Origin of the sequence: Desulfovibrio sp. 3_1_syn3 (assembly GCF_000145315.2) — a bacterium.
Lineage (GTDB): Bacteria > Desulfobacterota > Desulfovibrionia > Desulfovibrionales > Desulfovibrionaceae > Desulfovibrio > Desulfovibrio fairfieldensis.
In genome coordinates, this window is record NZ_ADDR02000002.1 from 476,571 (window position 1) to 495,605 (window position 19,035).

Consider the following 19,035-nt stretch of genomic DNA (forward strand, 5'->3'; position numbering starts at 1 on the left):
ATGCAAGCTCTGGAAGAACGCAAGGGCAGAACGCTGACCGGCATTGTGGTGAGCGACAAGAACGACAAAACCATTGTCGTGCGCGTTGAGACCCTGGTCAAGCACCCTCTGCTCAAAAAGTATGTGAGGCGCCGCAAGAAGTTCACGGCTCATGATCCCATGAACGAATGCGGTATGGGCGACAAGGTCAAAATCGTGGAGTTCCGTCCCATGTCGCGCAACAAGCGCTGGCATCTGGTCTCCATCATTGAAAAAGCCGTGTAGGGTAGTGCCATGATCCAGGTAGAATCAACGCTTCAGGTGGCCGACAATTCCGGCGCCAAAAAGGTGGCCTGCATCAAGGTGCTGGGCGGTTCGCACCGCCGTTACGCCTCGGTGGGCGACATCATCATGGTTTCCGTCAAGGAAGCCATGCCCCACAGCAAGGTGAAGAAGGGCGACGTGATGAAGGCCGTTATCGTGCGCACCGCCAAGGAAGTGCGGCGCATGGACGGCAGCTACATCAAGTTCGACGGCAACGCCGCCGTGCTGCTCTCCAACCAGGGCGAGCCGGTGGGCACGCGTATCTTCGGCCCCGTGGCCCGTGAGCTGCGCGCCCAGAACTTCATGAAAATTATTTCCCTTGCCCCGGAAGTGCTCTAGGAGATCGTCATGAAAACGTATCGCATCCGCAAGGACGACAAGGTGATGGTGATCACCGGCAAGGACGCGGGCAAGATCGGCAAGGTGCTCAAGATCCTGCGCAAAAAGGATCGCGTGTTGGTGGAAAAGACCAATATGGCCAAACGCCACATGCGCCCCAATCCCTATGCCCAGCAGCCCGGCGGCATCGTGGAAAAGGAAATGCCCATCCATGTCTCCAACGTCATGGTGGTCTGCTCGGCGTGCGGCAAAGCCACCAAGGTGGGCTACAAGTACATCGAGTCCGAAGGCAAGCAAAAGAAAGTGCGCTTCTGCAAAAAGTGCAACGAAGTCATGGAATAAGGTGATACGATGACACGCCTTGAAAAGATATATAGAGAGAAAGTGGTTCCGGTGTTGCAGAAGGAGTTCAATTATACCTCCTCTATGCAGCTGCCCGGGATTGAAAAAATCTCTCTGAACATCGGCCTTGGCGCCGCCACCCAGAACAACAAGATCATGGAGGAGGCCGTGGCGGAACTGACCGCCATTGCCGGCCAGAAAGCTGTGGTGACCCGCGCCAAGAAATCCATTGCCGCTTTCAAGCTGCGCGAAGGCATGCCCATCGGCGCTCGCGTCACCCTGCGCAAGGACCGCATGTGGGACTTCCTGGACAAGCTCATGAACTTTGCCCTGCCCCGGGTGCGCGACTTCCGTGGCATTCCGGATCGCGGCTTTGACGGGCGCGGCAACTTCACCTTGGGCATCAAGGAACACACCATCTTTCCCGAGCTGGAAATCGACCGTGTGGAAAATCCCAAGGGCATGAACATCACCATTGTTACTTCGGCGGCCACGGACAAGGAAGGCAAGTTCCTTCTGGACCAGTTGGGCATGCCGTTCCGTAAATAGGAGTCTGCCGTATGTCCCGTACTTCGCTGGAAGTGAAGGCCAAACGTAAGCCCAAGTTCAGTGCGCGCGCCTACAATCGTTGCCCGCTGTGCGGTCGTTCCCGCGCCTTTTTGCGCCAGTTCGGCATCTGCCGTATCTGCTTCCGCAACATGGCCCTGCGCGGCGAGTTGCCCGGCGTGCGCAAGTCGAGCTGGTAAAAGCATTGCCGGACGCGGGAGCGTCCGGGCGGCGCGGAGAACACCGCGCCTGTGGGAAGTGGCGGCATCGGGCCGTTAACCCCGCGCTCAAAACTCTCAGGAGCTTTCGATGTTGACAGATCCCATTGCGGATATGCTGACCCGTATCCGCAACGCACATTTGGCCCTGCACAAGGAAGTGAATGTGCCGCGCTCGAAGATGAAGGAATCGTTAGCCGCCATCCTCAAGCAGGAAGGTTACGTCGAAGACGTGGCCGTGGCCGACAGTACCATCACCATCACTCTCAAGTACCTGAAGGGCAAGCCCGTCATTTCGGGCCTGAAGCGCGTGAGCACTCCGGGCCGCCGGGTGTACGTGAATTCGCGTCAGATCCCCAAGGTGCAGAACGGCCTCGGCATTTGCATTCTGTCCACGTCCAGCGGCGTGCTGGACGGCATGACCGCCCACGAGAAGAAGGTGGGCGGCGAACTTCTGTGTGAAATCTGGTAGGCGGTGCGTTATGTCTCGCATAGGTAAACTGCCCATTCCCGTTCCCAATGGCGTCGAAGTCAAGATCGGAACGGATGTTGTGGAAGTGAAAGGCCCCAAGGGCTCGCTGAGCACGCCTCTCTGCTCTCTGCTCAAGTATGAGCTGGCCGACGGGCATGTGACATTGACCCGCCTCGAAGAAACCCGTGAAAGCCGTTCGCAGCACGGCCTGCGCCGCACGCTGCTGGCCAACTGCATCGACGGCGTGACCAAGGGCTTTTCCAAGGCCCTGGAAGTCATCGGCGTGGGCTATCGCGTGGCCGTGAAAGGCAACATCATTGAACTGGCCGTGGGCTTTTCCCACCCCGTGGTGCTGGAACTGCCCGCCGGTATCAAGGCCGCCGTGGAAGGCCAGGTGTTGACCATCAGCGGCGTGGACAAGGAACTGGTGGGCGAAATGGCCGCCAGGATCCGCCGTATCCGCAAGCCCGAGCCGTACAAGGGCAAGGGCATCAAGTACGTGACCGAGACCATCCGCCGCAAGGTGGGCAAGTCCGGCGGCAAGAAGTAGGGGCTGCGTCATGAATTATAGCAAGAATGAATCCCGTCAGCGCCGCAAGATCCGCATCCGCAAAAAGGTCAACGGCACGGCTGAACGTCCGCGTCTCGTGGTCTACAGGTCCAACCTGCATATTTACGCCCAGATCGTGAACGATCTGGAAGGCGCGACTCTGGTGTCCGCCTCCACCCTTAGCCTTTCCAAAACCGAATCCGGCCTGCACTGCAACAAGAGCGGCGCCGAACGCGTGGGCAAGGAAATTGCCCGCTTGGCCAAGGAAAAGAATATCAGCAAGGTGGTATTCGATCGCAACGGGTATATTTATCACGGTCGCGTCAAGGCTGTAGCCGACGGCGCCCGCGAAGGCGGTCTGGAGTTCTAATATGCGTCAGGATAACTCGAACAATAGCGAAACCCAGCAGAACGAGCTGGGCGAAATCGAAAAGATCGTCTCCCTCAACCGTGTGGCCAAAGTGGTCAAGGGCGGTCGCCGTTTCAGCTTCAGCGCCCTTGTGGTGGTGGGCGACGGCAAGGGCGGCGTGGGCTTTGGCCTGGGCAAGGCCCAGGAAGTGCCTGAGGCTCTGCGCAAGGCTACGGAGCGCGCGCGCAAAAACCGCGTGCATGTGCCCTTGGTCGAAGGGACCCTGCCCTATGAGGTGCTGGGCCGCTTCGGCGCGGGCCGCGTCATGCTCAAACCCGCCTCCGAGGGTACCGGCATCATCGCCGGCGGCGCCGTGCGCGCCGTGATGGAGGCCGTGGGCGTGCGCGACGTGCTGGCCAAAGCCATCGGCACCAATAATCCGCATAACGTGCTTCGCGCCACCATACAGGGTCTTGTTTCCCTGCGTAGCGCCGAGGATGTGTCGGTCCTGCGCGGCAAGAAGCTGGAAGCTCCGAGGAAGTAGCCATGACGGAAATCAAGGTCAAACTCGTGCGCTCGCGCATCGGCACCACGCCGGCCCAGCGCAAAATGCTGGACTCCCTTGGCCTCAAGCGTCGCGAGATGGTCAAGACGTTCAAGGACACCCCGGCCATTCGGGGCATCATTGCCAAAGTTTCGCACCTTGTGGCCGTCGTGGACTAACGGCCGCGCGAGGAGTATAGTATGCAACTGCACAATCTCTTTCCCTTTCCGGAAGAGCGCAAGACCCGCCGCCGGGTGGGCCGGGGCGGTGGTTCCGGCTTGGGCGGCACGTCGGGCAAGGGTCACAAAGGCCAGAACGCCCGTGCCGGCGGCGGCGTGCGCCCCGGCTTTGAAGGCGGCCAGATGCCTCTGCAGCGTCGTCTGCCTAAACACGGCTTCAAGAACGCGCCCTTCAAAGTGACGTACGACGTGATCAACCTGGATGTGCTGACCCAGGCCTTTGAGGGCAAGGGCAGCATTACCTTGGATGACATTTACGCCCGGGGTCTCGCCCGGTTGGGCGCGCCGGTGAAAATTCTTTCGCGCGGTGAAGTGAAATCCGCCCTCAAGGTGGAAGCCCACAAGTTCAGCCAGGCCGCGGCGGAGAAGATCCGCCAGGCCGGTGGTGAAGTCAGCGAGCTGGAAGCGGTTCCCGCAGCCGAATAATCCCCGGCCGCGCGAGCGGCCGGAACGGAATATTGCGGCGTCATAGCCCGCCGCGCGCGGCGGGCTATGACGCTTACGCGCATACGGCGCCCTCGGGCGCGCAAACGCAACGAGTCTTTCATGGCAGTAGGATCGGCAAACAATATGGCGGGCCAGCCCGCCCTGGCCAAACGCCTGGGCTGGACCTTCCTGATTTTGTGCTGCTACCGGATCGGCGTGCATGTGCCGGTGCCCGGCGTGGACGCCGCGGCCCTGGCTTCTTTCTTTGAAAGCATGTCCGGCACCCTGTTCAGCCTCTTCGACATGTTCTCGGGCGGTGGCCTGCGTAACGTTTCCGTCTTTGCGCTGGGCGTCATGCCGTATATTTCGGCGTCCATCATCATGCAGCTTTTGCAGGTGGTCAGCCCGGACATCAAGCGCATGGCAAAGGAAGAAGGGCAGGCGGGCCGTCGCAAAATCACCCAGTATACCCGTTACCTCACGGTGCTGATCACACTGGTGCAGGGCTTGGGCATCGCTGTGGGCCTGGAAAATATGACCAGTCCCGCCGGTTCGCCCATTGTGCTCAATCCGGGCTGGCATTTCCGGCTGGTGACAATGATGACCTTTACCGCGGGTTCGGTGCTGGTCATGTGGCTGGGTGAGCAGATCACCGAACGGGGCATCGGCAACGGCATTTCGCTGATCATCTTCTGCGGCATCGTCGTGGGTATTCCGCGCGGCATCATTCAGTCCGTGGCCCTGATTCAGGCCGGTGACATGAGCATCTTCATGGCCGTGGTCATTGTGGTGTTCATGGCCGCCGTGACGGTCTGCATCGTCTTTGTGGAGCGGGCTCAGCGGCGAATCCCCATCAGTTACGCCAAGCGTCAGGTGGGCCGGAAGATGTTCGGCGGGCAGAATTCGCATCTGCCTCTGCGCCTGAACACGGCGGGCGTTATTCCGCCCATTTTCGCCTCCTCGTTGTTGCTCTTCCCGGCCACCATCGGCCAGTTTTCGACCAACGAGTATGTGAAGCGGGCGGCGGAGCTCTTTTCGCCCCACGGCATTCTGTACAATATCATTTACGTGGCCCTGATGTTCTTCTTCTGCTATTTCTACACGGCCATCATCTTTGATCCCAAGGATATGTCCGAAAACCTGAAGAAGGCCGGCGGCTTCATTCCGGGCATCCGTCCGGGCGAAAAGACGCAGGAATACATTGATACCGTGCTTTCGCGGCTGACGCTTTCGGGCGCGGTGTATATTTCCCTCGTCTGCCTGCTGCCCATGTTGCTGATCAGCAACTTCAACGTGCCGTTCTACTTCGGCGGCACCAGCCTGCTGATTCTGGTGGGCGTGGCCATGGACTTCATGAATCAGGTTGAATCACACATGATTTCAAGCCAGTATCAAGGCTTGATGCAGAAAGCGCGCAAGGGCGGAAAAGCATAGCGCGGGGCGTGGAGCATGAAAAAATATCACGGCGCATTCATTAAAAATGAGCGGGAAGTGGGTTGTCTGCGTGAAGCCAACCGCATGGTCGCCAATATTCTTGACGCCGTGGGCGATATGGTGGCGCCCGGCCTTCCCACCATGCGCCTGGAAGAACTGGCGCGCGACATGTGCGCCGACTACAAGGTGAAACCGGCTTTTCTCGGTTACTGCGGCTATCCCTTTGCCGTCTGCTGCTCGGTCAACGAGCAGGTGGTGCACGGCTTTCCCTCCGCGCGGCTGCTACAGGAGGGGGACATCGTCAGCATCGACATGGGAGTGGTCTTCGAAGGTTTCGTGGGCGACGCCGCCCGTACCTACCCGGTGGGGCAGGTGAGCGACGAGGCCCGCAGGCTGATGCGGGTGACCGAGGAAAGTCTCTATGTGGGCATTGAGAAAGCGCGGGCAGGCAATGACGTCTATGATATCGGCGCCGCCGTGCAGGACTATGTGGAAGCCGCCGGTTTCAATGTGGTGCGTCGCTTCGTGGGCCACGGCGTGGGCGCGAAGATGCACGAAAAGCCGGAGGTGCCCAACTTCAGGCCCGGCATGCATGGGCTGACCCTGCAGAACGGCATGGTCATTGCCATTGAGCCCATGGTCACTGCCGGTACCTATGAAGTGGACATCCTGGATGACAAATGGACCGCTGTGACCCGTGACGGCCAATGGGCCGCTCATTTTGAGCACAGCGTGGCGATCACCCCGGAAGGGCCGAGAATTCTGAGTATTTCGGATCGCGGTCTGAACCGGCACACAATTGATGGTTGACAGAATAGGCAAAGATAGATAAAGATGCCTGTTCCTGCCCCGAAATAGCCGGGGCCGTCAGGACGGGCCGTCACAACGGCCAAACGGCTATCAGTGGAGATATGCGATGAAAGTCAGACCTTCCGTCAAGAAAATATGCCCCAAGTGCAAAGTGATCCGGCGCAAGGGAGTGCTTCGAGTTATCTGCGAAAACCCCCGGCACAAGCAGCGCCAGGGCTAGGGCAGGAGACATATTGTGGCGAGAATAGCAGGTGTTGATTTGCCGCGCGGCAAACGGGTGGACATTGCGCTTACCTACATTTACGGCATCGGTCGCACGACGGCCCTGAAGATCCTTGACTCCACCGGCGTCAACTGGGAGCGTAGCATTGACGATCTCTCGGCTGACGAAGTGAACGAGATCCGCAAGGAACTCGAACAGAACTTCAAGGTGGAAGGCGATCTGCGCCGTGAAGTTTCGAGCAATATCAAGCGGCTTATGGATATCGGCTGCTACCGGGGGCTGCGCCATCGTCGCGGTCTGCCCGTACACGGCCAGCGCACCCACACCAACGCGCGCACCCGTAAGGGGCCGCGCCGCGGCGCTGTGGGCAAGAAAAAGTAGGCGCGCTCATTTACTCGTTTTTTTAGCCAGATTGAGGGATAGTCATGGCCAGACCCAAGAAAGCGGTCAAGAAAAAGGAAAAGAAGAACGTGCCTGTGGGCATTGCCCATATTCAGGCTTCGTTCAATAATACCATCATCACCTTTACGGATACGCGCGGCAATGCTGTTTCCTGGGCCTCTTCGGGCCAGAGCGGCTTCAAGGGTTCGCGCAAGTCCACGCCCTTCGCCGCCCAGGTGGCCGCTGAAACCGCCGCCCGCAAGGCGCAGGACAACGGCATGCGTACCGTGGGCGTCTATGTGAAGGGTCCCGGCTCCGGTCGTGAGGCCGCCATGCGCGCCATTGCCGCCGTGGGCTTCCGGGTGGCTTTCATCCGTGACGTGACGCCCATCCCGCACAACGGCTGCCGGCCGCCCAAGCGCCGCCGCGTCTAGTTTCGCGCTGCCGGGGCAGCGCCGTACAAACGAAGAGGACTCATTCATGGCCAAATATACTGAAGCCAAATGCCGGATCTGCCGCCGCGAGGGCTGCAAGCTGTTCCTGAAAGGTGATCGTTGCTTTACCGACAAGTGCGCTTATGATCGCCGCCCCTACGCCCCCGGCCAGCACGGCCGCGCGCGGAAGAAGGTCAGCGAATACGCGGTGCAGCTGCGGGAGAAGCAGAAGACCCGCCGCGCTTACGGCGTGCTGGAGCGCCAGTTCCACGGCTACTTTGAAAAAGCCGAAATGCAGAAGGGCGTCACCGGCACGAATCTGCTGGTCATCCTGGAACGTCGTCTGGACAACGTGGTGTACCGTCTGGGTTTTGCCAACTCCCGCAACCAGGCCCGCCAGCTGGTGCGTCACGGCATCTTTACCCTGAACGGCCATAAGGTCACCATCCCCTCCCTGCAGGTGAAGGTGGGAGACTCTGTGGAAGTGCCCGAAAAGAATCGTAAAATTCCCGTTCTGGCCGAAGCCCAGGAAGTGATCGCCCGCCGCGGCTGCCCCGGTTGGCTTGAAGCCGACGGTGCCGCTTTCAAGGGCACCGTGAAAGCCTTGCCGCAGCGCGATGATATTCAGTTCCCCGTCAACGAGCAGTTGATTGTCGAACTTTACTCGAAATAAGCGGGGGGCGCATGCTTATTAAACAAGGCGAACGCCTTATCAATGCGCGCAACTGGTCGGAGCTCGTGAAGCCCGACCAGATTTTGCGTGAGGAAGAGACGGCCAGCGGCACGCACGGCAAGTTTATTTGCGAGCCTTTGGAGCGGGGCTACGGCACCACCATCGGCAACGCCATGCGGCGCGTCCTTCTGGCCTCCCTGCAAGGGGCGGCCTTTGTCTCGGTGAAAATCACCGGCGTGCAGCATGAGTTTACCACCATCCACGGCGTGCTGGAGGACGTTACCGACGTCATCCTGAATCTCAAGCAGGTCCGTCTGCGCCTGGACACGGACGAGCCCCAGCGCCTGATCCTGCGCGTGGACCGGAAGGGGCCGGTGACGGCCGCCCAGATCCAGACCAACCAGCATGTGGAGGTGCTCAACCCCGAGTTGCACATCGCCACCCTCACCGAGGATGTCGTGCTGGAAATGGAGCTGGAAGCGCGTATGGGCAAGGGCTATGTGCCCGCCGACATGCACGAGGGTCTGTCCGAGGAAATCGGTCTGATCAAGCTGGATTCCAGTTTTTCCCCGGTGCGCAAGGTGGCGTATACGGTCGAACAGGCCCGCGTGGGCCAGATGACCAACTATGACCGCCTGCTGCTGGAAGTCTGGACCGACGGCTCGCTCACGCCAGAGGATGCCATTGCCTACAGCGCCAAGATCATCAAGGACCAGATTTCGGTCTTTATCAATTTTGATGAGCGCGTTTCCGGCGATATGCGTCTGGGCAGCAGTGACGGCGGCGAGGTGAACGAGCATCTGTTCAAGAGCATTGACGATCTTGAACTCTCCGTGCGCGCCACCAACTGCCTGCGTAGTGCCAATATCGCTCTGGTGGGCGAACTGGTGCAGCGCTCCGAGGGCGAGATGCTCAAAACCAAGAATTTCGGACGCAAGTCGCTGGACGAAATCAAAAGTGTTCTTCTGGACATGGGCCTTGACTTTGGTATGAAGGTCGACGGCTTCGACAAGAAATATCAGGAATGGAAAAGGAAGCAGCAAAATGAGGCATAGCAATTCCGGCAGGAAACTCTCGCGCACGCCCGCGCACCGTAAGGCCCTGTTGCACAATCTCGCCAAGGCGCTTCTGATCCACGGCAAAATCCGCACCACGGAGATGAAGGCCAAGGAATTGCGCCGGGTGGTGGAACCCCTGATCACGCTGGCCAAGCGCAACGATCTGCACTCTCGCCGTCTGGCCTACCGGGTGCTCAACGACCACGCCTTGGTCAAGCGTCTTTTTGATGAAATCGGCCCGCTGTTTGCCGGCGTGCCGGGCGGCTACACCCGCGTGCTCAAACTGGCCATGCCACGTAAGGGCGATAATGCCCCCATGGCTATTATTGAGTTGTCCCGTGCGGCCGAGCCGGTTGCGGACGCCAAGGCGGGCAAGGACAAGAAGGCGGCCAAAGCCGTTGACGCCGCTCCGGCCGGTGAAGCGGCCGCCAAACCCAAGCGTACCCGCAAGCCCAAGGCTGAAGAAGGGGCCGCGCAGGAAGCAGGCGCCGCCGAATAGCGCGCAAGCAAAGCAGCTTTTGCAAAAGGGGAGTCTTCGGGCTCCCCCTTTTTTATGCTCTTTCAGAGCAGGGCTTTTTGCCTGTTTTCCATGGGTTGGACTGTAGTCGCGCGGCGTGCGGGACTGTCGTTCAGGAGGAAAGCTTGCGGACCGGAAAAGCTGCGCTGCAGCCTCCTTCTTGGCAGCGTGCAAAATTTCCCGTAGCTTGAACACGTCGCATCGTTGGAGTGAACGTGTCTGATTGTTCATTGTGAAATGTTCTAACGGAAATTTGAAGATGAAGCTGTTGGAAAAAGCCCGCGCCGCGGGCTGAGCGGCCAAGTTGGCTCCAGGGGCCCTGGAGCGGCTTTTGCGCGGTCTTGCGCCCGAAACTCCGCCCGAATTGGAGGCCAGGGTGCTGGCTGGCCGCGCCCGTAACGAGGACGCCGTGGTGCTCTCCGTGCCGCCGGGCAAGGCCCTGGTGCAGACCGTGGACATCCTCGCGCCCATCGTCAATGACGCGTTCGCCTTTGGCCGCATCGCGGCGGCCAATGCTTTGTCCGATGTCTACGCTCTTGGGGGCGAACCCTGGTGCGCCATGAACGTGGCCTGTTTTCCCCAAGCGTTGGCGGAAGATGATCCCGAGCAAGCCCTGACCAGCATTTTGCGCGGCGGCCAGGACGCCCTGCTGGAGGCCGGGGCCGTGCTGGCCGGGGGCCATACCGTCCAGGACGACGAATTGAAATATGGTCTGGCCGTGACGGGCATTATCGATCCGGCGCATATTGCGGTGAACGACGGGCTCAGGCCGGGACAGCGCCTCCTGCTGACCAAGGCGCTGGGCACCGGCATTCTTGCCACGGCGGTCAAGGCCCGCTGGGAGGGCGCGGCGGAAAGCGAGGCCGAACTGATCCGCTGCTGCGGACGACTGAACAAGGTGGGCGGCGCGGCCATCCGTGCGTTCCATCTGCCCGCCGCCACGGATATCACCGGTTTCGGCCTGGGCGGCCATGCCTTGGAAATGGCCCTGGCCTCAAATGCCTGCGTGGCTCTGGATACGGCGGCTCTGCCCCTTTTGCCCCGCGTGCTGGAATACGCGCGTGACGGACTGATTCCGGCGGGCAGCCATCTGAACCGGAAACACTGGGCCTGTTCCACCCTGGTGGAGCCGGGCGTGGATGAGGCTCTTGAGAGCGTGACTTTTGACGCCCAGACTTCGGGCGGTTTGCTGCTGGCCGTGCCGCCGGACTTGCTGGGGCCGGTGCGGGACATGCTGGAGAGCGGCGGAGACCTGGCCCGCGAGGTGGGCGAAGTGCTTCCGCCGAGGACCGACGGCAAGGCCTTGCTGTTGCGTTGAGGGAATTGGGGCGACGCGCGTCCATGGCGCACAGGCCTTGCTTTCCACGAGGCGGAGGCGCGGCTTGCGGCCCGCCCGCAAATAAGCTATTAATATACCTTTGCGAGAGTGGCGGAACTGGTAGACGCACTGGACTTAGAATCCAGCACCCTAGGTATGGGGGTTCAAATCCCCCCTCTCGCACCAGAAGCCATAACCGCTTGTACACAAGCAGTTCATAAAACCCCTCATGCTCCTGTTTCCTTGGTTGCATGAGGGGGTCTTGTTTTTCGGGTTGCTGTCTGTCCGCTGCCGGGCGCGGCTCTCCTGGACGGGTTCCACAGTGAAGCCTGTATTGTGATGCTCCCTCGGGGCTTGTGCGGTGGCCGGCGGGCGTGGTCTGCAACGACATAGCCCCCTTTGCCATGCCCGGAGCCGATATGGCCTGGTTTGAGGGCTATGTGCCGCGCGTCATGCGCTGGCATGCCCGGCTTGCCCCGGCGCACTGCGATGTGCGCCCCTTTCTGCTGGAAAACAAAATCCCCACCTTTTCCTGCGCCATGGCCAGAACCGGCCTGTTGCGCCGTATCTCCCTGCAAACGCCCGTGCCGCGCTGGCTGGACTGGTGGGTCTGGGCCCAGCTCGCCGCGCTCGCGCCCTTTGCCTTTGTGCCGGAAAAGCTCACCCGCTGGCGGCTGCACCCCAAAAGCTGGCACCACAAGGTGGAAATCTTCAGCTACCTTAAGGAGTTCCGGCGCATGGGGCACGGCTTCCGCCGCCTGTTCGCCAGCGATCTGGCCCGCCGCGGGCAATGGGGCGCGCTGGCCTTTCTGCTGCTGCCCGCCACAATACGCCTGGCCGCGCGCCTGGCATTGACGGCACGTGAGGACGGGCTTGTGCGCGCCTTGCGGCGTATTTCCGGGCGGCTGGATGTCTCCCGCTCCTTCCGCAGATTCTAGACGGAGGGTCTTTGAAATTGTGTCCACTTTCAAAGTGGACGCCGCGCGGGCGTCGGCTCCCGCTGTCAGAGCAAACGCCCCGCGGCTGAACTTCTCTTGACGATATGGCTGCGGATGCTTATCGAAGTCTTGAATCTTGGTGTAAGTTACGGTATCAAGAGCGATTGCCGCCGGTTGCGGGTTGCGGTTTCGGGACGCGCGAGGCGCTTCTGTTTCCGGGCTTGCGGCTGGTGATGAAGAATTACAGTATGTTATTTTAATAATGGCGGTTTGGATCCGGCGCCGAAAGCCTGTGGGTTCAAGCCTCGATTTCTGCGCCAACATCCCCATTACCAGAAAGGAGCCCCACGTGGAATACAGCGCTGAAGATCTTTCGCCGGTTAAGAAAAAGATCGTGATCACCACGGAACCGCAGGAAGTGGAAGCGGCCATCATGGGCGCCGTGGCCTTGTATAAAACTTCCGTGCAGCTGGACGGTTTCCGCAAGGGCAAGGTGCCCGCTTCGGTCATTGAACAGCGCTTCCGCGACAAGATTTACGAAGAAGCCCGCCAGGATCTGATCAACGTGCATATCAACGAGGTCATGCAGAATCTGGACGTGCAGCCCCTGTCCGGCATCAATGTGGACGGCGCGGAGGCTCTGGAGCGGGGCAAGGGCTATACTTACAGCATTGAATTTGAAGTGCTGCCCACGTTTGATCTGCCCCCCTACGAAGGCATGGAAGTGGAGCAGGAAAAGGTGGAGGTCAAGGAGCAGGAAGTGGCGGATGTCATTGAGCGCATCCGGCGCGACCGCGCCCAGCTTGTGCCGGTGGACGGCGCGGGTCCGGCCGTGGACGGCCAGGTCGCCAGCATTGACTTCGCCGCTTACGAGAACGGCCAGCCCCTGGAGGGCGTCAAGGCCGAGAATTTTGATCTGGCACTGGGCGAGCATCAGGCCCTTGAGGATTTCGAGGCTCTGGTCAAAACCATTCCCTACGGCCAGGAAGGCGAGGGCGAAATCCGTTTTCCCGACGACTTCATCGCCAAGGACCTGGCCGGCAAGACCGTGACCATGAAGGTCAAGGTGCACGCGGTCAAGGAACGCAAGCTGCCCGAGCTCAATGACGACCTGGCCAAAAGCCTGGGCCTGGACAATGTGGACAAGCTCAAGGAAACCATCACCCGCAGTTATACCCAGAGCCGCGAAAATCTGAACAAGAGCGCGGCCCAGAAAACCATGCTGGACCGGCTGCTGAAGATGGTGGATTTTCCCCTGCCCGAAAGCCTGCTGGACATCCAGATGCGCACCCTGCTGACGGACCTCAAGGCCCGCCTGGAACGTCAGGGCAAGGGCCTGGAATCTCTGGGCAAGAGCCCCGAGGAGCTGCGCAAGGAAATGCTGCCGCAGGCCGAGGAGCTGGCGCGCATCCAGGTGCTGTTGCTCTCCATCGCCAAGAAAGAGGGCCTGGAGGTTTCCGACCAGGAAGTCAATACGCATATTTATCAGGAAAGCCTGCGCAGCGGCGAGGACTTCAAGGCTCTGCGCGAGAGCTATGAGCGTTCCGGCCTGATCTTTGTGCTGCGTGACCGCCTGTTGGCCGACAAGGCCATGGACCGGATCTACGCCAAGGCCAAGGTGACGGAAGTGGAACCCAGGGAGCCCCGGACCGGAGACGGCGATGCCGAGACTCCGGCGGAGGCCCCCGCCGAATCCAAGGAAGAAACGAAGTAAGGAAAAGGCGGCCTGAGGGCCGCCTTCCGCGTGATGACAAACACCGCGCGGCGGGCGTGCGCCGCCGCGCGGAGAGGCACGAAAATCGGTCGCTGCGACGCGGCGAAGCCGCGACCTGCTCCTGATTTTCGGGGCTGTTGGCCATGTCAACAGCCTTTTACAGTTTTCACGGCCCGCGCTTGCGGCGGGCCGGAAACCGTGAGGCGGATATATGTCTTTAGTTCCCATGGTCATTGAAACCACAGGCCGTTCCGAGCGGGCCTATGATATTTATTCCCGGTTGCTCAAGGACCGTATTGTGCTTCTGGGCTCGGAGGTCAACGACGCCGTGGCTTCGCTGATCTGCGCCCAGCTTCTTTTCCTGGAGTCCCAGGACCCGGAAAAAGAAATCAACCTGTACATCAATTCCCCGGGCGGGTCGGTGACGGCCGGTCTGGCCATCTACGACACCATGCGCTACATCACCTCGCCGGTCACCACGGTCTGCATGGGCCGGGCGGCGAGCATGGGGGCTTTTCTGCTGGCCGCCGGTGAGCCGGGCATGCGTTTTGCCCTCCCCAACAGTCAGATCATGATCCACCAGCCTTCGGGCGGTTTTCAGGGCCAGGCCACGGATATCGAAATCCACGCCCGCGAGGTTCTCCGCCTCAAGGAGCGGCTCAACCGCATGCTGGCGGAGAACACCAAGCGGCCCTATGAGGACGTGGTCAAGGCCACGGAGCGCGACAACTTTTTGACCCCTGAAGAAGCCAAGGAACTCGGCATCATCGACCGCGTGCTGGCCTCACGCCGAGAGATGGCGCAGGAAAAGAGCGAATAAGCCATGGGCAATACCACAAAAAACACGGTCAACGAGCCGTTGCGCTGCTCTTTCTGCGGTCGTAGCGAGCTGGAGGTGCGCAACCTCATCGTGCAGGACGGCGCAAGCATCTGCGACAACTGCGTCAAGGCTTGCAACGAGATTATCGCCCGCGACCAGATGGAAAGCCCGGACAGCGGCGAACGCCTGCTTTCGCCCCAGGAAATCAAGGACAGGCTGGACGAATACGTCATCGGGCAGCACGAGGCCAAGAAAATTCTTTCCGTGGCCGTGCACAACCACTACAAGCGCGTGTTCTATGCCGACGCCCTGGGCCACGACGTGGAACTGGAAAAAAGCAACATCCTGCTGGTGGGACCCTCGGGCAGCGGCAAAACCCTGCTGGCCAAGACCCTTGCCAAGGTGCTGCGCGTGCCTTTCGCCATTGCCGACGCCACCACCCTGACCGAGGCCGGCTATGTGGGCGAGGATGTGGAAAACATCCTGGTCCAGCTGCTCCAGAATGCGGATTACGACCTGGAGGCCGCCGGTAAGGGCATCATTTACATTGACGAAATCGACAAGATTTCACGCAAGGGCGACGGCCCCTCCATTACCCGCGACGTGTCCGGCGAAGGCGTGCAGCAAGCCCTGCTGAAGATCATTGAAGGCACCGAGGCCAACATCCCGCCCAAGGGCGGGCGCAAGCACCCGCAGCAGGAATTCATCCGCATGAACACGGGCAATATCCTGTTCATCGTGGGCGGCGCTTTTGTGGGCCTGGACAAGATTGTGGAGTCGCGCATGAGCGGCGGTTCCATGGGCTTCGGCGCCAAGGTGCGCAGCAGCAAGGAGACGCCCCTGGCCGAACTGCTGGAAAAAATTCATCCGCAGGATCTGGTCCAGTTCGGCCTGATTCCTGAATTCGTGGGCCGCATTCCCATCATCACCCATGTGGATGAACTGGACGAGCCGGATCTGGTGCGCATTCTCACCGAGCCCAAGAACGCCTTGGTACGCCAGTACCAGAAGCTCTTCGAGCTGGATCATGTGACCCTGCGCTTCACGCCCAATGCCCTCAAGGCCATTGCGGCCAGGGCCATTGAGCGCAAAACCGGCGCGCGCGGCCTGCGCAACGTCATGGAAAAGATCATGCTGGACATCATGTTCAAGCTGCCGTCCATGCCCAACGTCAAGGAATGCCTGATCAACCGGGCTGTGATCGAAAAGGGCAAGGAGCCGGTCCTGCTCTATGGGGATGGCGGCGAGGCCGTGAGTGAAGAAGAGCGTTTGTCCGCGGACAAGGCATCTTAGGACATTTTAACACTTGAAATGCTCGTTTACGGCGGGCAAAGCCTACCTACGCGCATTTCGCGGCAAGGATTTGCAGACAAATCTTTGCAGAGCAGTTCAACGTTGAAATGCTGTGCATTTCAAACGGATATGTCGAAACTGGCTTTTGTGGGCCGAGGCCAAGAGGCCCGGCCCGCTGACGCCTTTCGGGGAGAGAGATTATGTCTGACGCAGTGCGTGGGGAAGCCTTCCAGGAACTGCCGGTCATGCCCTTGCGGGAAGTGGTCATGTTCCCCCGCTCAATCATGCCGCTTTTCGTGGGGCGCGAAGCCTCCATCAAAGCCATAGAGGCGGCCCAGGCCTCGTACAGCAAACAGATTTTCCTGGTGGCCCAGCGCGAGCCGGAACTGGAAAAGCCCGAGGCTGACGATTTGTGCGCCGTGGGCGTGGTCAGCAAGGTTTTGCAGATGCTGCGCCTGCCGGACGGCACCATCAAGGTGCTCTTTGAGGGGCTGTACCGCGCGGCCTGGCAGGATCTGCGCGAGGCCGACCAGTGCTTGCTGGCCGGGGTGCGCCGTCTGGAGGAAAGCCAGAGCCGCCCGGAAGAAAAAGAGGCTCTGGTCCGCGCGGCCCACGAGTCCCTGGAAGAGTACGGCAAAAACAACAAGAAAATTTCGCAGGAAGCCGTGCTTTCCATCCTGGCCCTGCATGAGCCCGGCCCGCTGGCCGACGCGATTTTGCCCCATCTCAAGGTGGAGTACCGCAAAAAGCAGGAAGCGCTGGAACTTTCCGACGTGACCGAGCGCCTGGAGCGCACCTATGAGCTGTTGCAGGGCGAAGTGGCCCTGTCCTCGGTGGAAAAGCGGATCAAGAACCGGGTCAAGGTCCAGATGGAGCGCAACCAGCGCGAGTACTACCTCAACGAGCAGATCAAGGCCATTAACAAGGAAATGGGGCGCGACGACGATCCCCAGGCCGAGGTGGACGAGCTGGAGCAGAAACTCAAGGGCCGCGACATGCCCGAAGAGGCCCGGCAGAAGGCGCTCGCCGAAGTGAAGAAGCTGCGCGCCATGCCGCCCTCGGCCGCCGAATACACGGTGGTGCGCAATTATGTGGACTGGATTCTGGACCTGCCCTGGAATGATCTGAAAAGCATCGACATCGACATTGAAAAGGCCCGCGCCATTCTGGACGGCGACCACTACGGCCTGGAAAAGCCCAAGGAGCGCATCCTGGAATACTTGGCCGTGCAGAAGCTTTCGCACGGTCTGAAAGGCCCCATTCTCTGTTTTGTGGGTCCTCCCGGCGTGGGCAAGACCTCGCTGGCCAAATCCGTGGCCCGGGCCACGGGCCGCGATTTCATCCGCCTTTCCCTGGGCGGGGTGCGCGACGAGGCGGAAATCCGGGGCCACCGTCGCACCTATGTGGGCGCGCTGCCGGGCAAGATCATTCAGTCCCTGAAGCGGGTCAAATACAACAATCCCCTGTTCTGCCTGGATGAAGTGGACAAGATGACTTCGGATTACCGGGGCGATCCGGCCTCGGCCCTGTTGGAGGTGCTGGACCCGGAGCAGAACAATACCTTCATGGACCACTATCTGGATCTGGAATACGACCTGTCCAAGGTATTTTTCATCACCACGGCCAATTCCCTGCACACCATTCCGGTCCCCCTGCTGGACCGCATGGAAATCATCGAGCTGTCCAGCTATCTGGAGACGGAAAAACGGCACATCGCCCGGAGCTTTCTGCTGCCCCGCCAGGTTGAGGAGCACGGCCTCAAGGAAGGCAACATCCGCATATCGGAAAATGCCTTGCTGGAGATTATCCGTGGCTACACGCGCGAGGCCGGGGTGCGCAACCTGGAGCGTGAAATTGCGGCCCTCTGCCGCAAAACAGCCATCCGTCTGGTGGAGGACGACGATCTGGACAAGTGCGTGTCCATATCCCGCCAGAGCCTGCAGGGTTTTCTGGGCGTCAAGAAATACCGCCATGAGGAACGCGAGGACGAGCCCCAGGTGGGCGTCTGCGCCGGGCTGGCCTATAATCAGCGCGGCGGCGAAATCCTGCTGGTGGAAACCAGCCTGATGAGCGGCGCGGGTCATGTGGTGACCACCGGCCAGTTGGGCGAGGTCATGACCGAGTCGGCCAAGGCGGCCCTGTCCTATGTGCGTTCGCGCGCGGAAGTGCTGGGCCTGGACCCGCGCTTTCACCGCAAGGTGGATATCCACGTGCATGTGCCCGCCGGAGCCACGCCCAAGGACGGTCCCTCGGCGGGCATTACCCTGGCGACCTCCATCTCCTCGGCCCTGTTGGGCATTCCGGTGCGCAACGACGTGGCCATGACCGGTGAAATCTCCCTGCGCGGGCGGGTGCTGCCCATCGGCGGCCTGCGCGAAAAACTGCTGGCCGCGCGGCGCAGCGGCATCAAAAAGGTCATTATGCCGCGCGACAACGAAAAGGACCTCAAGGAAGTGCCGGACGAGGTGCTCCGGGATCTGGAACTGGTCTTTGTGGAGCATGTGGACGAAGTGCTGCCACAGGCCCTGGCCGCCGCGCCGGAGGAAATCTTCTCGGGCCGGGCCACGGCCAGACCCATCTACAATTCCCTGCGCGCGCACGGCGAGGACAAGAGCGGCACCGGCGAAAGCCGACCGGCGCAGTAAGCGCATTTCTAGCGCTGTTTGCTCTCGCCTCGGCAACGCGAAGCGAAAACAGGACGCGCCCCCGATCACGAGATCGGGGGCGCGTTTGCCGTTTGGGGGTTAGAGCAATTTCACTTTGAAATTGCTCTGCTGACGCGAAGGCGGCAGCCGCCACGAAGTGGCGTGGATTCTGGCGAAAACCACGTTTTTCGCCAGAATGCCAACTTTGAAATTTGTAAAATTTCAAAGTTAATCTGTTCTAGAGCATTTCAACGTTAAGCCGTTCACGGCGAAGCCGTGTTACGAGGCTCACAAGGTTCGCCTACGGCTAAAGCTCCTTCGTCGCAACGGCTAAAGCAAGGCGGAGTCCAGGGCGGAGGGAGCATATTCAAACCCGACCTTCGCACGGGGCGAGCCTGACGCCGACTGGGGGCGAAAGGACAATTTAGAAACAGATGCTAGGGCGGCGG

Annotated in this window: 25 protein-coding genes and 1 tRNA gene; all 26 read left to right on the forward strand. The window is 60.4% G+C overall.

What is annotated here, in order from left to right; genetic code table 11:
* On the forward strand, positions 1-264 hold the full coding sequence (gene rpsQ, locus HMPREF0326_RS13245) for a 30S ribosomal protein S17 (protein ID WP_008685834.1): 264 nt from the start codon (positions 1-3) through the stop codon (positions 262-264).
* A gap of 9 nt (positions 265-273) precedes the next feature.
* Positions 274-642 (forward strand): 50S ribosomal protein L14, encoded by a 369-nt coding sequence (gene rplN, locus HMPREF0326_RS13250; protein ID WP_008685833.1) that lies wholly within the window; start codon positions 274-276, stop codon positions 640-642.
* 9 nt (positions 643-651) lie between these two features.
* On the forward strand, positions 652-984 hold the full coding sequence (rplX, locus tag HMPREF0326_RS13255) for a 50S ribosomal protein L24 (protein WP_008685832.1): 333 nt from the start codon (positions 652-654) through the stop codon (positions 982-984).
* Between the two features lie 9 nt (positions 985-993).
* A complete protein-coding gene (gene rplE / locus HMPREF0326_RS13260; RefSeq protein WP_008685831.1) occupies positions 994-1,533 on the forward strand; it encodes a 50S ribosomal protein L5 in 540 nt (179 codons plus the stop codon).
* Between the two features lie 11 nt (positions 1,534-1,544).
* Positions 1,545-1,730, forward strand: a complete 186-nt coding sequence (locus HMPREF0326_RS13265) for a type Z 30S ribosomal protein S14 (RefSeq protein ID WP_008685830.1) — start codon at positions 1,545-1,547, stop codon at positions 1,728-1,730.
* A gap of 109 nt (positions 1,731-1,839) precedes the next feature.
* On the forward strand, positions 1,840-2,220 hold the full coding sequence (gene rpsH / locus HMPREF0326_RS13270; RefSeq protein ID WP_008685829.1) for a 30S ribosomal protein S8: 381 nt from the start codon (positions 1,840-1,842) through the stop codon (positions 2,218-2,220).
* A gap of 10 nt (positions 2,221-2,230) precedes the next feature.
* Positions 2,231-2,770, forward strand: a complete 540-nt coding sequence (gene rplF, locus HMPREF0326_RS13275) for a 50S ribosomal protein L6 (protein ID WP_008685828.1) — start codon at positions 2,231-2,233, stop codon at positions 2,768-2,770.
* A gap of 10 nt (positions 2,771-2,780) precedes the next feature.
* Positions 2,781-3,140: a 50S ribosomal protein L18 gene (rplR, locus tag HMPREF0326_RS13280; RefSeq protein WP_008685827.1), complete on the forward strand. Its 360-nt coding sequence runs from the start codon at positions 2,781-2,783 to the stop codon at positions 3,138-3,140.
* A 1-nt stretch (position 3,141) separates the two neighbouring features.
* A complete protein-coding gene (gene rpsE / locus HMPREF0326_RS13285; protein WP_008685826.1) occupies positions 3,142-3,663 on the forward strand; it encodes a 30S ribosomal protein S5 in 522 nt (173 codons plus the stop codon).
* A gap of 2 nt (positions 3,664-3,665) precedes the next feature.
* Positions 3,666-3,842: a 50S ribosomal protein L30 gene (gene rpmD, locus HMPREF0326_RS13290; protein ID WP_008685825.1), complete on the forward strand. Its 177-nt coding sequence runs from the start codon at positions 3,666-3,668 to the stop codon at positions 3,840-3,842.
* A 21-nt stretch (positions 3,843-3,863) separates the two neighbouring features.
* Positions 3,864-4,328 carry a 50S ribosomal protein L15 gene (gene rplO, locus HMPREF0326_RS13295; RefSeq protein WP_008685824.1) on the forward strand — a complete coding sequence of 155 codons (465 nt, stop codon included), beginning with the start codon at positions 3,864-3,866 and terminating at the stop codon, positions 4,326-4,328.
* A gap of 120 nt (positions 4,329-4,448) precedes the next feature.
* Positions 4,449-5,762, forward strand: coding sequence for a preprotein translocase subunit SecY (gene secY, locus HMPREF0326_RS13300; RefSeq protein WP_008685823.1), 1,314 nt, complete (start codon positions 4,449-4,451; stop codon positions 5,760-5,762).
* 15 nt (positions 5,763-5,777) lie between these two features.
* On the forward strand, positions 5,778-6,572 hold the full coding sequence (gene map / locus HMPREF0326_RS13305) for a type I methionyl aminopeptidase (RefSeq protein ID WP_008685822.1): 795 nt from the start codon (positions 5,778-5,780) through the stop codon (positions 6,570-6,572).
* A gap of 106 nt (positions 6,573-6,678) precedes the next feature.
* Positions 6,679-6,792: a 50S ribosomal protein L36 gene (rpmJ, locus tag HMPREF0326_RS16355; protein ID WP_005027799.1), complete on the forward strand. Its 114-nt coding sequence runs from the start codon at positions 6,679-6,681 to the stop codon at positions 6,790-6,792.
* A gap of 15 nt (positions 6,793-6,807) precedes the next feature.
* Positions 6,808-7,176, forward strand: coding sequence for a 30S ribosomal protein S13 (rpsM, locus tag HMPREF0326_RS13310; RefSeq protein ID WP_008685808.1), 369 nt, complete (start codon positions 6,808-6,810; stop codon positions 7,174-7,176).
* A gap of 44 nt (positions 7,177-7,220) precedes the next feature.
* On the forward strand, positions 7,221-7,610 hold the full coding sequence (gene rpsK, locus HMPREF0326_RS13315) for a 30S ribosomal protein S11 (RefSeq protein WP_008685806.1): 390 nt from the start codon (positions 7,221-7,223) through the stop codon (positions 7,608-7,610).
* Between the two features lie 46 nt (positions 7,611-7,656).
* Positions 7,657-8,283 (forward strand): 30S ribosomal protein S4, encoded by a 627-nt coding sequence (rpsD, locus tag HMPREF0326_RS13320; protein ID WP_008685804.1) that lies wholly within the window; start codon positions 7,657-7,659, stop codon positions 8,281-8,283.
* Between the two features lie 11 nt (positions 8,284-8,294).
* Positions 8,295-9,338 carry a DNA-directed RNA polymerase subunit alpha gene (locus HMPREF0326_RS13325; protein WP_008685803.1) on the forward strand — a complete coding sequence of 348 codons (1,044 nt, stop codon included), beginning with the start codon at positions 8,295-8,297 and terminating at the stop codon, positions 9,336-9,338.
* Complete coding sequence (gene rplQ, locus HMPREF0326_RS13330) at positions 9,328-9,840, forward strand: 50S ribosomal protein L17 (RefSeq protein WP_008685801.1); 513 nt, start codon at positions 9,328-9,330, stop codon at positions 9,838-9,840. Before HMPREF0326_RS13325 ends, rplQ begins: the two co-directional genes overlap by 11 nt.
* Positions 9,841-10,117: 277 nt before the next feature.
* On the forward strand, positions 10,118-11,176 hold the full coding sequence (gene selD, locus HMPREF0326_RS13335) for a selenide, water dikinase SelD (RefSeq protein ID WP_084493641.1): 1,059 nt from the start codon (positions 10,118-10,120) through the stop codon (positions 11,174-11,176).
* Positions 11,177-11,278: 102 nt separating this feature from the next.
* Positions 11,279-11,362, forward strand: a tRNA-Leu gene (locus HMPREF0326_RS13340).
* Positions 11,363-11,595: 233 nt separating this feature from the next.
* On the forward strand, positions 11,596-12,114 hold the full coding sequence (locus tag HMPREF0326_RS13345) for a hypothetical protein (protein WP_020990619.1): 519 nt from the start codon (positions 11,596-11,598) through the stop codon (positions 12,112-12,114).
* A gap of 349 nt (positions 12,115-12,463) precedes the next feature.
* Entirely contained in the window at positions 12,464-13,828 is a 1,365-nt protein-coding gene (gene tig, locus HMPREF0326_RS13350; RefSeq protein ID WP_008685797.1) for a trigger factor, read from the forward strand.
* Between the two features lie 211 nt (positions 13,829-14,039).
* A complete protein-coding gene (locus tag HMPREF0326_RS13355) occupies positions 14,040-14,648 on the forward strand; it encodes an ATP-dependent Clp protease proteolytic subunit (protein ID WP_008685796.1) in 609 nt (202 codons plus the stop codon).
* 3 nt (positions 14,649-14,651) lie between these two features.
* On the forward strand, positions 14,652-15,941 hold the full coding sequence (gene clpX, locus HMPREF0326_RS13360; protein ID WP_008685795.1) for an ATP-dependent Clp protease ATP-binding subunit ClpX: 1,290 nt from the start codon (positions 14,652-14,654) through the stop codon (positions 15,939-15,941).
* Between the two features lie 200 nt (positions 15,942-16,141).
* The gene (gene lon, locus HMPREF0326_RS13365) at positions 16,142-18,586 is read left to right on the forward strand and encodes an endopeptidase La (protein WP_008685794.1); all 2,445 of its coding nucleotides are present in this window, start codon (positions 16,142-16,144) and stop codon (positions 18,584-18,586) included.
* Positions 18,587-19,035: the final 449 nt, after the last annotated feature.